The organism is Streptomyces sp. NPDC002044 (assembly GCF_040296725.1).
Taxonomy (GTDB): domain Bacteria; phylum Actinomycetota; class Actinomycetes; order Streptomycetales; family Streptomycetaceae; genus Streptomyces; species Streptomyces antarcticus.
This window is the reverse complement of sequence record NZ_JBEOXU010000033.1, coordinates 42,184-54,797: the sequence shown is the minus strand read 5'-3', so window position 1 is coordinate 54,797 and position 12,614 is coordinate 42,184. Positions and strand designations below refer to the sequence as shown.

Here is a 12,614-nt window from a genome sequence, read left to right as displayed (position 1 = left end):
GCATGGCCGCCTCCACTTCTCGGAAGGGTCGGGCGGGGATGGCCGTGGCGGCGCCCCCATTTCCTGGACAACTGTACAGGAAGTCCCGGCGGGAGCTGGCCCTTCATCGGGCCCCAGTCGTTGGGGTCCGGGACGCCGGGCGGGAGCATCTGGCGGCGCTTCGGGCCGTCGGGGTCGGCGCCCTCGCCCGGTTCCTTGGCGCCCGGCCAGGCTTTGGCGACGCGCGCCGCCAGGACGAAGTCCTTGCGCAGCGGGTGCCCTTCGAAGTTCTCCGGCAGGAGGAGCGGGACGAGGTGCGGGTGATCGGTGAAGACCACTCCGAACATCTCGAAGGTCTCGCGCTCGTGCCATTGCGCGCCCGCGTAGACGGCCACGGCGGAGGCCAGCGACGGCGCCGTGTGCGGGACGGTGGTGCGCAGCAGCAGGCGGCGTACGCGGTGGTTCTCCAGGGAGACGACGTGTGCGCAGATCCGGAAGCCGGTGCCCGGCTCGTCGACCGCGCTCAGCCAGTCGAAGTACGTGCAGCCCAGCTTGTCCCGGGCGATTTCGAGGGACGGGATCCAGGAACCGAGGGGGACGTCGACGGTGAGGAGCTCGTACGCGTACGAGCCCACCGCCTCCTCGCCGAAGACCGTGGACGCCGCGTCGGGCAGGGAGTCGTAGAGGTTCACGCGCCGGCTCCCGGGGCGGGCGGGGGCGTGACCAGGCCGCTGGTGAGCTGCCCGACGGACGGGGCCTGCGCGTAGCGCTCCGCCAGGGACTCGCGGGCGATCTTCTCCTGGAGCTTGAGGATGCCCTGGAGGAGCGCCTCGGGGCGCGGCGGGCAGCCCGGTACGTAGACGTCGACGGGGATGATCTGGTCGACGCCCTTCGTCACCGAGTACGAGTCCCAGTACGGGCCGCCGCAGTTGGAGCAGGCGCCGAAGGAGATGACGTACTTCGGCTCCGGCATCTGCTCGTACAGCCGCTTGACGGCCGGGGCCATCTTGTCGGTGACGGTGCCCGAGACGATCATGAGGTCCGCCTGCCGGGGTCCGGGCGCGAAGGGGATGACGCCCAGGCGGATGAAGTCGTGCCGGGCCATCGACGCGGCGATGAACTCGATCGCGCAGCAGGCGAGGCCGAAGTTGAAGACCCACAGGCTGTAGCGGCGGCCCCAGTTGAGGACCACCTTCATGGGCTCGGGGGCGAGGCGGGAGAGCACGCCGAGTCGCTTCGGCTCGGGGAGCAGCTCCGGCCGGGCCGGTGTCACGTCCATTCGAGGACGCCCTTCTTGTACGCGTAGAGCAGGCCGACGGCCAGGAAGCCCAGGAAGACGAACATCTCCACGAGCGTCGTGGCGCCGTAGCCGGCGGCGGCGAACACGGTCGCCCAGGGGAACAGGAAGATCGAGTCGACGGCGAAGATGACGTAGAGGAAGGCGTAGACGTAGTAGCGGACCTGGGTGTGGGCCCAGCCCTCGCCGACCGGGTCGACGCCGCACTCGTACGTCAGCAGCTTCTCCGGGGTCGGGACGGTGGGCCGCAGCAGGCGGTTCGCGGTGAAGGCCACCGTCACGAAGAGCACACCGAGGACGGCGAGCAGGCCGACGACCGAATAACTCCGGAAGTAGTCCGCGGCGAGCACGGTCACGGTCGATACCGTTGGTTCGGGCACGTCCGTCTTCGCTCCTCGGCCACTGTCGGCGATCTGTTACGGACGGGAGTCTAGGGCCTGCCTTCAACGGGGTGGGGTTATCCCCCGTTCACGGCACCCCGGCCACCCCATGGCATCAGCGGGGTCCGCTTGACAGGCTGTGCCGCATGACCGCGAGCATCCTGACGAACGACACCGCCGGCGACGACCGGCCCCCGCCCGTACGCCCCGCCTTCGACGCGGTGACGTGGAAGGAGATCGCCCACCTGCTGGGCAACCTGCCGGTGTCGCTGGCCGGTTTCGTCTACACGGTCGTCATGGTCAGCGTCTCGGGCGGTCTGTCCGTGACCGCGGTCGGCCTTCCGCTGCTCGCCGGCGGTCTCTTCCTGTCCCGGCAGCTGGGACGGCTGGAGCGGGCCCGGGCCCGGGCGCTGCTCGGGGTACGGGTGGACGAGCCGACCCCGATCCCCGGCCCGAAGCGGGCCGGCGGCTTCTTCCCCTGGCTGTGGACGAGCCTCAAGGACCCGGTGGCCTGGCGGACGGTGCTGTACGAGCTGATCCGGCTGCCGTGGGGGGTGCTGACCTTCAGCGTCGTGCTGACCGGGCTGTTCGTGCTGTGGCCGGTGCTGCCGTACGTGGTGCGGGCGCTGGCGAACGTGGACCGGGCGATGGTACGGGGGCTGCTCTCGCCCTCCGACGAGCTGGAGCGGCGGATCGCGGAGCTGGAGTCCGACCGGGGCGTCGTCGTCGACACGGCGGCGGCGGACCTGCGGCGCATCGAGCGGGACCTGCACGACGGGGCGCAGGCCCGGCTGGTGGCGCTGGCCATGGGGCTCGGGCTGGCGAAGGAGAAGCTGCTGGAGGACCCGGAGGGCGCGGCGGCGATGGTCGACGAGGCCCACGGGGAAGTGAAGCTGGCGCTGCGCGAACTGCGGGACCTGGCGCGGGGCATCCACCCGGCCGTGCTGACCGACCGGGGGCTGGACGCGGCGCTGTCGTCGGTGGCGGCGCGGTGCCTGGTGCCGGTGAAGGTGGCGGTGGACCTGCCGGCGCGGCCGGCGGAGGCGATCGAGGGGATCGCGTACTTCGTGGTGTCGGAGCTGCTCCAGAACGTCAGCAAGCACGCGGGCGCGCGGGGCGCGGGCGTGGAGGTGTGGAAGTCCGGGGCGCGGCTGCTGATCCGGGTCTCGGACGACGGGCGCGGCGGGGCGCGGCCGGCCGGCGGGACCGGCATGGCGGGGCTCGCGGAGCGGCTGGAGGCGGTGGACGGGGTGTTCGTCGTGGACTCCCCCGAGGGCGCGGGGACGGTGGTCACGGCGGAACTGCCGTGGCGCGACCGTGCCGGGGCGCTGGGACCGCCGGGCCGGGCGCACTGACCGGGCCGGGGCGCTGGGACCGCCGGGCCGGGGCTCGGCCGGGCGCGTGGCGGCGGGACTCCCGTGCCGCCGCCGGCCGCCGGCCCGTACGCGTGACGGTGGGACTCCCGTCCGGGGTGTGGGCGGGGGTCCTTCGGCGTTCCCGGGCCCTCGGCTCCGGCGCGGCGCGGCCCCCGCCCAGCGCGGGGAAGGCCCGGCACGGCTCCCGGCCCGGGCGGTACGGATGCCCCGCCCGGGCCGCGCCCGCCCCGGGGTCTGCGCGGCGGCGCGGGGAGAGACAGCGTCCCGGCGGCCCGGCGGGGACGGCCCGGGCCGTGCGCCCGGCCCAGCGGTCCCAGCGGCCCGGACCCCGCCCGGCACCGGGACGGCCCGGGCCTCCCCGGGGTGGGGTTATCCCCCCGGCGGAGAGGCCCACCCACCGCATGGTTCGGCGGGGTCCCGGGCGGCAGGCTGGAGGCATCGGAGGGACACGGGCGGTTGGACGGAAGGGGCTGGTCGGGATCATGGGCAACGGCGAGGACGGCGGCGGCGCGGGCGGTGGGATCGGTGTGGTGCTGCGGGCTCCGCTCGCGGCACGGACCTGGCGCGCGTTCGGGTACCTGCTGAGCGGGCTGCCGCTGAGCATTCTGTACTTCTCGCTGGTGGTCACCGGGGTGAGCCTCGGCGCCGGGCTGCTCGTCACCTTCCTCGGCATCCCGGTCCTGGCGGGCGTACTGGCCCTGTGCCGCGGGTTCGGCCACCTGGAGCGGGCACGGGTGCGCGTCCTGCTCGGGGTGGACATCGCCGATCCCGCGCCGGTCCGGGCGAAGAAGGGCGGGGCGCTGTCCGCGATGGGCGCGCTGCTCAAGAGCGGGAGCGCGTGGCGGCACGTGCTGTACTGCGTGGTCCACTTCCCGTGGGCGGTGTTCGGGTTCGTGGTGGCACTGGTGTTCTGGGCGGTCGGCTGGACCTACCTGCTGTACCCGCTGTGGTTCTGGGTGTTCCCGGTCTTCACCGACCAGCCCGGTCTCCAGCTGTTCCAGAACGACGACTACTCCTACTACCTCGACTCCCCCGCCGCGATCGTCCTGACCTCGCTGGTCGGGCTGGCGTTCACGCTCGCCACCCCGTGGGTCGTCCGGGCCCTGACCACCATCGACCGGGTCCTGGTCGGCGGGCTGCTCGGGCCGTCCCGGCTGGACAGCCGGGTCATCGAGCTGGAGTCCGGCCGGGGTGTGGTCGTGGACACCGCCGCGGCCGACCTGCGGCGCATCGAGCGCGATCTGCACGACGGGGCGCAGGCCCGGCTGGTGGCGCTCGCCATGGACCTGGGGCTGGCGAAGGAGAAGCTGCGCGAGGACCCGCAGGCCGCGGCGCGGATGGTGGACGAGGCCCACGGGGAGGTGAAGACGGCCCTGCGGGAGCTGCGCGACCTGGCCCGCGGGATCCATCCGGCCGTGCTGACCGACCGGGGGCTGGACGCGGCGCTGTCCGCGGTGGCCTCGCGATGCGCGGTACCGGTGCGGGTGGCGGTGGACCTGCCGGCGCGGCCCGCGGCGGCGATCGAGGGGATCGCGTACTTCACGGTCTCCGAGCTGCTCCAGAACATCAGCAAGCACGCCTCGGCCCGGGCAGCCTCGGTCGACGTGTGGAAGGCCGGGGAGCGGCTGCTGATCCAGGTCTGCGACGACGGCCGGGGCGGTGCGGACCCGGAGTCCGGGACCGGGCTGGCGGGCCTGGCGGAGCGGCTGGACGCGGTGGACGGCGTACTGGTGGTCGACTCGCCCGAGGAGGGCGGTACGAGGGTGACCGCCGGGCTCCCCTGGCGGTCGTAGCCCCGGCCGCTCCCGGCCGCCGCCCCGCGCGAGCCCGCCCCGCATCGCCCCGTCCCGTCCCGCCCCGCTCCGCCCCGGCAACTCCCGCCGTCCGGCGCCGGTGTGGCGGGCCGGGGCCGCGCGGGTTCCTCCGCATGTGAAAACTCCCCCCGAACCCGCACCCGTTGTCCCGGCTCTGCCTTTATCCGGGCTTGAGGCTGGGATGCTTGGCTGAGCCAGGTGGTACGGGTACGAGTGGACGCGGGAGCTGCTGAATCGTGGAAGACAGGGTGCGGGTGGTCATCGCCGAGGATTCGGTGCTGCTGAGGGAGGGCCTGACCCGGCTGCTGACCGACCGGGGGCATGACGTCGTCGCCGGCGTCGGGGACGCCGAAGCCCTGATCAAGACGGTGGACGAGCTGGCGGCGGAGAACGCGCTGCCGGACGTGGTGGTGGCCGACGTACGGATGCCGCCGACGCACACCGACGAGGGCGTACGGGCGGCCGTCCGGCTGCGGCGCGAGCATCCGGGCATAGGCGTGCTCGTGCTGTCGCAGTACGTGGAGGAGCAGTACGCCACCGAACTGCTGGCGGGCTCCTCGACCGGGGTGGGGTACCTGCTCAAGGACCGGGTCGCCGACGTGCGGGAGTTCCTGGACGCGGTGGTGCGGGTGGCCCGGGGCGGTACCGCGCTGGATCCCGAGGTCGTCGCGCAGCTGCTCGGCCGCAGCCGCAAGCAGGACGTGCTGGCGGGGCTGACGCCCCGGGAGCGCGAGGTACTGGGGCTGATGGCCGAAGGCCGTACCAATTCCGCCGTGGCCAAGCAGCTGGTCGTGAGCGACGGAGCGGTGGAAAAGCACGTCAGCAACATCTTCATGAAGCTGGGCCTGTCACCGAGTGACGGGGATCACCGGCGTGTACTGGCCGTTCTCACCTATCTGAAGTCTTGATCGACTGACACTCTGTCAGATATGCATACCGGCCGGGTCGTCTCAAGGTACGGTCCGACGGTCCAGAATGTGGCCGCTCCCCGGGAGCGCACTCCTACGGACGTAGGGTGGATCCCGGGGGTGCCCACGCCTCGAAGGAGGTCCAGTTCAGTGACCAGCCAGGTCAGCAGCCCGGCCGAGCAGGCCGACGGGGCCGGGGGTGCGGTTGTCGGCGGACAGCGCGCCCCGGCGGGCCCGGGCGGCAAGGAAGTCCGCCGCCTCGATCGTGTGATCATCAGATTCGCGGGCGACTCGGGTGACGGTATGCAGCTCACCGGTGACCGGTTCACCGCGGAGACGGCGTCGTTCGGCAACGACCTGTCGACGCTCCCGAACTTCCCCGCCGAGATCCGCGCCCCCGCCGGAACACTGCCGGGCGTCTCCTCCTTCCAGCTCCACTTCGCCGACCACGACATCCTCACGCCGGGGGACGCGCCGAACGTGCTGGTCGCGATGAACCCGGCGGCCCTGAAGGCGAACATCGGGGACGTGCCGCGCGGTGCGGAGATCATCGTCAACACCGACGAGTTCACCAAGCGCCCCATGGCCAAGGTGGGCTACGAGACCTCCCCCCTCGACGACGGCTCCCTCGACGCCTACAACCTCCACCCCGTACCGCTGACGACCCTCACGCTCGAGGCGCTCAAGGAGTTCGGGCTCCCCCGCAAGGAGGCCGAGCGCAGCAAGAACATGTTCGCGCTGGGCCTGCTGTCGTGGATGTACCACCGGCCCACCGAGGGGACCGAGAGCTTCCTGCGGCAGAAGTTCGCGAAGAAGCCGGACATCGCGGAGGCCAACGTCGCCGCCTTCCGCGCGGGCTGGAACTTCGGCGAGACCACCGAGGACTTCGCGGTCTCCTACGAGGTGGCGCCCGCCACCCGCGCCTTCCCCACCGGCACCTACCGCAACATCTCGGGAAACCTGGCGCTGTCGTACGGGCTGATCGCGGCCGGCCGTCAGGCCGATCTGCCGCTCTACCTGGGTTCGTACCCGATCACCCCGGCCTCCGACATCCTGCACGAGCTGAGCCGGCACAAGAACTTCGGCGTACGGACCTTCCAGGCCGAGGACGAGATCGCCGGCATCGGCGCGGCCCTCGGGGCCGCCTTCGGCGGTTCGCTCGCCGTGACGACCACCTCCGGGCCGGGCGTGGCCCTGAAGTCGGAGGCGATCGGGCTCGCGGTCTCCCTCGAACTGCCGCTGCTGATCGTGGACATCCAGCGCGGCGGCCCGTCCACCGGCCTGCCGACCAAGACCGAGCAGGCCGACCTGCTCCAGGCCATGTACGGGCGCAACGGCGAGGCCCCGGTCCCGATCGTGGCCCCGCGCACCCCGGCGGACTGCTTCGACGCCGCCCTCGACGCGGCCCGGATCGCGCTCGCCTACCGGACCCCCGTGTTCCTGCTCTCCGACGGCTACCTCGCCAACGGCTCGGAGCCCTGGAAGATCCCGGACGTCGACGACCTCCCGGACCTGAAGGTCCCGTTCGCGGCCGGGCCCAACCACGAGCTGGCCGACGGCACCGAGGTGTTCTGGCCGTACAAGCGCGACCCGCAGACCCTGGCCCGCCCCTGGGCCGTGCCCGGCACCCCCGGCCTCGAACACCGCATCGGCGGCATCGAGAAGCAGGACGGCACCGGCAACATCTCCTACGATCCGGCCAACCACGACCTGATGGTCCGCACCCGTCAGGCCAAGATCGACGGCATCGCCGTCCCCGACCTGGACGTCGACGACCCGGACGGGGCCCGCACGCTGGTCCTCGGCTGGGGCTCCACGTACGGCCCCATCACCGCCGCCGTCCGACGGCTGCGCCTGACCGGGCGGCCCATCGCGCAGGCCCACCTGCGCCACCTGAACCCCTTCCCCGGGAATCTGGGCGAGGTCCTGGGGCGCTACGACAAGGTCGTGGTGCCGGAGATGAACCTCGGGCAGCTCGCCACCCTGGTCCGGGCGAAATACCTGGTCGACGCCCAGTCGTACAACCAGGTCAACGGAATGCCGTTCAAGGCGGAGCAGCTCGCGACGGTCCTCGAGGAGGCCATCCATGACTGAGGTGACCGACGCCCCCCATCCGACGCCGACACCGGCGCCGACCCTGCTGTCCCTCGTGCCGAAGGCCGAGGCCAAGCAGTCGATGAAGGACTTCAAGTCGGACCAGGAGGTCCGCTGGTGCCCCGGCTGCGGCGACTACGCCGTCCTCGCCGCCGTGCAGGGCTTCATGCCCGAACTGGGGCTGGCGAAGGAGAACATCGTCTTCGTCTCCGGCATCGGCTGCTCCTCCCGCTTCCCGTACTACATGAACACCTACGGGATGCACTCCATCCACGGCCGCGCCCCGGCCATCGCGACCGGCCTGGCCACCTCGCGCCGTGACCTGTCGGTGTGGGTGGTCACGGGGGACGGCGACGCCCTGTCCATCGGCGGCAACCACCTCATCCACGCGCTGCGCCGCAACGTCAACCTCAAGATCCTCCTGTTCAACAATCGGATCTACGGCCTGACGAAGGGGCAGTACTCCCCCACCTCCGAGGTCGGCAAGATCACGAAGTCGACTCCGATGGGCTCCCTGGACGCGCCCTTCAACCCGGTGTCCCTCGCGATCGGCGCGGAGGCCAGTTTCGTCGCCCGCACGGTCGACTCGGACCGCAAGCACCTGACCGAGGTGCTGCGCCAGGCCGCCGACCACCAGGGCACGGCGCTGGTGGAGATCTACCAGAACTGCAACATCTTCAACGACGGCGCCTTCGAGGTCCTCAAGGACAAGGAACGGGCCGAGGAGGCCGTGATCCGGCTGGAGCACGGCCAGCCGATCCGGTTCGGCGCCGACGGGGCCAAGGGCGTGGTCCGCGATCCGGCCACCGGAGACCTGGAGGTCGTCGCCGTGACCCCGGAGAACGAGGCGCGGATCCTGGTCCACGACGCGAAGGGCACCAGCCCCACGCACGCCTTCGCCCTGTCGCGGCTGGCCGACCCCGACACGCTGCACCACACCCCCATCGGGGTCTTCCGCAGCGTCGCGCGCCCGGTCTACGACACCCTCATGGCCGAGCAGCTCGACGCGGCCGTCGACCGGAGCGGCAAGGGCGACCTCGGCGCCCTCCTGGCCGGCGGCGACACCTGGACCGTCGTCGGCTGACCCGTACGGCGCCCCGCCGGAGCCCGGCCCCCCGAAGCGGAGGGCCGGGCTCCGGCGCGTGCGCGCTTCGGCGTGGAGGACACGAGCGACACCGGAGCACTTTCTAAAAGTTAGCGCTTACCGTAGGGTGGCACTATCGTCCCGCCCCACGAGGAGAGCAATCATGAGCATCGTCGTCACCGGAGCCACCGGAGCCCTCGGCCGTCTCGTCGTCGAAGAACTGCTGGACCGGGTCCCCGCCGACCGGGTCGCCGTCGTCGTCCGCGACCCCGCGAAGGCCGCCGACCTGTCCGGGCGCGGCGTGGAGGTCCGCGTCGCCGACTACGACGACCCCGCCGCCCTGGCCGGCGCCTTCCGGGCCGGTGACCGGGTGCTGCTCATCTCCGGCAACCAGATCGGGCGCCGCGTCGCCCAGCACACCGCCGTACTGGAGGCCGCCCGGGCCGCCGGCGTGGCACAGCTCGCCTACACCGGCGTCCTCGGCGGCCCGGAGGCCGACTTCGACCTGGCCGCCGAGCACCGGGCCACCGAGCGGGCCGTCCTCGACTCCGGGGTGCCGTACACCTTCCTGCGCAATGGCTGGTACCACGAGAACTACACCGCCCAGCTCCCCGCCGCCCTGGAGCAGGGCACCGTCGTCGCCAGCGCGGGCGGGGGCCGGGTCGCCTCGGCGGCGCGGGCCGACTACGCCGCCGCGGCGGCCGTGGCACTGACCGGCGAGGGCCACCTGAACCGGGCCTACGAGCTCTCCGGGGACACCGCCTGGAGCCTCGCGGAGTACACCGCGGAGCTGTCGGCGCAGTCGGGCCGTGAGGTCACGTACACCGACGTCCCGGCCGCCGAGCACCTGGCGGCACTGACCGGCGCCGGGGTGCCCGAGCCCTTCGCGGCGATCCTCGTCGACGTGGACGCGGCCATCGCCCGCGGCCGCCTGGCGGGCACCAGCGGGGACCTGGCCCGGCTGATCGGGCGGCCGACGACGCCGGTGGCGGAGGCGATCAGCGCCGCCCTGGCCTGATCCCGCACCGGCCCGGGGCGCGCGGACCCCGGCCGGCCGGGGCGGGCCTCCTCGCTGTCATGAGTCTCCCGCCACAATGGGCATGACATCCGGGGAGCGCGGCGCTACCGTCGTGAGGTTGGCCGGAAATCGCACAGGAGGAGCCCGTGAAGCAACGGACCGAGCAGCGCACGGGTTTGCTCAGCGGATTCGCCGCATACGGCGTGTGGGGGCTGGTCCCCCTCTTCTGGCCGCTGCTCAAGCCCTCCGGCGCGGTCGAGATCCTCGCCCACCGCATGGTGTGGTCGCTCGTCGTGGTCGGGATCGGCCTGCTCGCGCTGCGGCGCTGGAGCTGGATACGGGAGTTGCTCCGCCAACCGCGCAAACTCGCCCTGACGGCGCTGGCCGCCTCGGTCATCACCGTCAACTGGGGCCTGTACATCTGGTCCGTCAACAGCGGCCACGTCGTCGAGGCGAGCCTCGGCTACTTCATCAATCCCCTGGTCATCATCGCGATCGGGGTGCTGGTGCTCGGTGAGCGGCTGCGCCGCGCGCAGTGGGCGGCGGTCGGGATCACCGTCGTCGCCGTGCTCGTGCTGGCCATCGGCGCCGGGCGCCCGCCGTGGATCTCGCTGGCCCTGGCCTTCTCCTTCGCGACGTACGGCCTGATCAAGAAGAAGCTCGGCATGGGCGGGCTGGAGTCCCTCGCCGCCGAGACGGCCGTCCTGTTCCTGCCCGCCCTCGGCTACCTGCTCTGGCTGGGCGCGCAGGGCCGGTCCACCTTCTCCGCGTACGGGACCGGGCACACGGCGCTGCTCGCCGCGACCGGCCTGGTCACCGCGATCCCCTTGGTGTGCTTCGGGGCGGCCGCGATCCGGGTCCCGCTGTCGACCCTGGGCATGCTCCAGTACATGGCCCCGGTGTTCCAGTTCCTGCTGGGCATCCTCTACTTCCACGAGGCCATGCCGCCTGAGCGCTGGGCCGGATTCTCCCTGGTGTGGGCGGCGCTCACCCTGCTGACCTGGGACGCGCTGCGCGCCGCGCGGCGCTCGCGGGTACGGCTCGACGTCACCCCCCTCGGCACTCCGGCGCCGGCGCGCGAACCGGCGTAACCGCTCGCACACCGCCCCCACGGTCCCCGGTACGGAACTCCCGTACCGGGGACCGTCCGTTTTCCGAACCCCCTTGACCGGATTGTGGTCTTGACGGGCAGTCACACTCTCGCTGAACATCAGGCTCGCACTGACGCACTATCGCTCACCTGCTCTATCACGCTCGTTCCGTCATATCCCCGCGGAATCCCGGAGCCCCCACATGAGCCTGTCCGTCTCCCGGCGCCTCGCCGCCGTGACCGCGTTCGCGGTCGCCGGCCTGTTCGCCTCCACCGCCCCTGTCGCCCTGGCCGCCCCCTCGGCGGCCACCGCGGCGCCGACGCCGCCCGACATTCCACTGGCCAACGTCAAGGCCCACCTGTCGCAGCTCTCGACCATCGCCGCGAACAACGGCGGCAACCGCGCCCACGGCCGGGCCGGCTACAAGGCCTCGATCGACTACGTGAAGGCCAAGCTGGACGCGGCGGGCTTCACCACCACGCTGCAGACCTTCACCTCCAGCGGCGCCACCGGCTACAACCTGATAGCCGACTGGCCGGGCGGCGACCCGAACTCGGTCCTGATGTCCGGCGCCCACCTCGACTCGGTGACGTCCGGCGCGGGCATCAACGACAACGGATCCGGCAGCGCGGCCGTGCTGGAGACCGCCCTCGCCGTCTCCCGCGCCGGCCTCCAACCCACGAAGCACCTGCGCTTCGGCTGGTGGGGCGCGGAGGAGCTCGGCCTGATCGGGTCGAAGTACTACGTCAACAACCTGCCGACCGCCGAGCGCGCGAAGTTCGCCGGGTACCTGAACTTCGACATGATCGGCTCGCCGAACCCGGGCTACTTCGTCTACGACGACGACCCGACGATCGAGCAGACCTTCAAGAACTACTACGCGGGCCTCGGCGTCGCGACGGAGATCGAGACCGAGGGCGACGGCCGCTCGGACCACGCGTCCTTCAAGAACGTGGGCATCCCGGTCGGCGGCCTGTTCACCGGCGCCAGCAACAGCAAGACGGCGGCCCAGGCGCAGAAGTGGGGCGGCACCTCCGGTCAGGCCTTCGACCGCTGCTACCACTCGTCCTGCGACTCGCTGACGAACATCAACGACACCGCCCTGGACCGCAACGCCGACGCCATCGCCTACGCGATCTGGAACCTCGGAGCCTCCACCCCGGTCCCGCCGGGCCCGTCGTTCGAGAACACCGCGGACGTCAGCATCCCGGACAACTCCACCACCGCGGTGACCTCGCCGATCACCGTCTCGGGTGTCGCGGGCAACGCCCCGGCCACCACCAAGGTGGACGTGAACATCGTCCACACCTACCGCGGTGACCTGGTGGTCGACCTGGTCGCCCCCGACGGCACCGTCTACAACCTGCACAACCGCACCGGCGGCAGCGCCGACAACCTCGTCCAGTCGTACACCGTGAACGCGTCCTCCGAGGTGGCCAACGGATCCTGGAAGCTCCGGGCCAGGGACGCGGCCGCACAGGACGTCGGCTACATCAACAGCTGGAAGATCACCTTCTAGCACCGGCCGCAGGCACCACCGGCAGCCGACCGCCCGGGCCGCCGCCGCTCACCC

The 12,614-nt window shown here is 72.1% G+C and carries 11 protein-coding genes; 8 read left to right on the top strand and 3 right to left on the bottom strand.

All coding sequences use genetic code 11. From position 1 onward, the window contains the following. From ABT106_RS11815 to ABT106_RS11805, 3 genes are all read right to left on the bottom strand, one after another. Positions 1–671: NADH-quinone oxidoreductase subunit C (locus ABT106_RS11815; protein WP_351275546.1), on the bottom strand; the 671-nt coding region annotated here is incomplete at its 3' end. After that, on the bottom strand, positions 668–1,258 hold the full coding sequence (locus ABT106_RS11810; protein ID WP_351275544.1) for an NADH-quinone oxidoreductase subunit B: 591 nt from the start codon (positions 1,256–1,258) through the stop codon (positions 668–670). The genes ABT106_RS11815 and ABT106_RS11810, both read right to left, overlap by 4 nt. Then, on the bottom strand, positions 1,249–1,656 hold the full coding sequence (locus ABT106_RS11805; RefSeq protein ID WP_351275542.1) for an NADH-quinone oxidoreductase subunit A: 408 nt from the start codon (positions 1,654–1,656) through the stop codon (positions 1,249–1,251). Before ABT106_RS11805 ends, ABT106_RS11810 begins: the two co-directional genes overlap by 10 nt. 146 nt (positions 1,657–1,802) lie before the next feature. On the opposite strand from ABT106_RS11805, the gene ABT106_RS11800 reads away from it, so the two are divergent. The 8 genes from ABT106_RS11800 to ABT106_RS11765 all read left to right on the top strand — a co-directional run bounded on the left by ABT106_RS11800 (position 1,803) and on the right by ABT106_RS11765 (position 12,560). Further along, entirely contained in the window at positions 1,803–3,011 is a 1,209-nt protein-coding gene (locus ABT106_RS11800) for a sensor histidine kinase (RefSeq protein ID WP_351275540.1), read from the top strand. A 503-nt stretch (positions 3,012–3,514) separates the two neighbouring features. Continuing rightward, complete coding sequence (locus ABT106_RS11795; RefSeq protein ID WP_351275538.1) at positions 3,515–4,825, top strand: sensor histidine kinase; 1,311 nt, start codon at positions 3,515–3,517, stop codon at positions 4,823–4,825. Between the two features lie 269 nt (positions 4,826–5,094). After that, entirely contained in the window at positions 5,095–5,754 is a 660-nt protein-coding gene (locus ABT106_RS11790; RefSeq protein ID WP_351275550.1) for a response regulator transcription factor, read from the top strand. 150 nt (positions 5,755–5,904) lie between these two features. Further along, positions 5,905–7,848 carry a 2-oxoacid:acceptor oxidoreductase subunit alpha gene (locus tag ABT106_RS11785; protein WP_351275536.1) on the top strand — a complete coding sequence of 648 codons (1,944 nt, stop codon included), beginning with the start codon at positions 5,905–5,907 and terminating at the stop codon, positions 7,846–7,848. Beyond that, on the top strand, positions 7,841–8,932 hold the full coding sequence (locus ABT106_RS11780; protein WP_351275534.1) for a 2-oxoacid:ferredoxin oxidoreductase subunit beta: 1,092 nt from the start codon (positions 7,841–7,843) through the stop codon (positions 8,930–8,932). The genes ABT106_RS11785 and ABT106_RS11780 overlap by 8 nt, the downstream gene beginning before the upstream one ends. A gap of 163 nt (positions 8,933–9,095) precedes the next feature. After that, entirely contained in the window at positions 9,096–9,950 is an 855-nt protein-coding gene (locus tag ABT106_RS11775; protein ID WP_351275532.1) for an SDR family oxidoreductase, read from the top strand. 146 nt (positions 9,951–10,096) lie between these two features. After that, complete coding sequence (gene rarD / locus ABT106_RS11770; protein ID WP_351275530.1) at positions 10,097–11,041, top strand: EamA family transporter RarD; 945 nt, start codon at positions 10,097–10,099, stop codon at positions 11,039–11,041. Positions 11,042–11,243: 202 nt separating this feature from the next. Then, positions 11,244–12,560: a M28 family metallopeptidase gene (locus ABT106_RS11765; protein ID WP_351275528.1), complete on the top strand. Its 1,317-nt coding sequence runs from the start codon at positions 11,244–11,246 to the stop codon at positions 12,558–12,560. Positions 12,561–12,614: the final 54 nt, after the last annotated feature.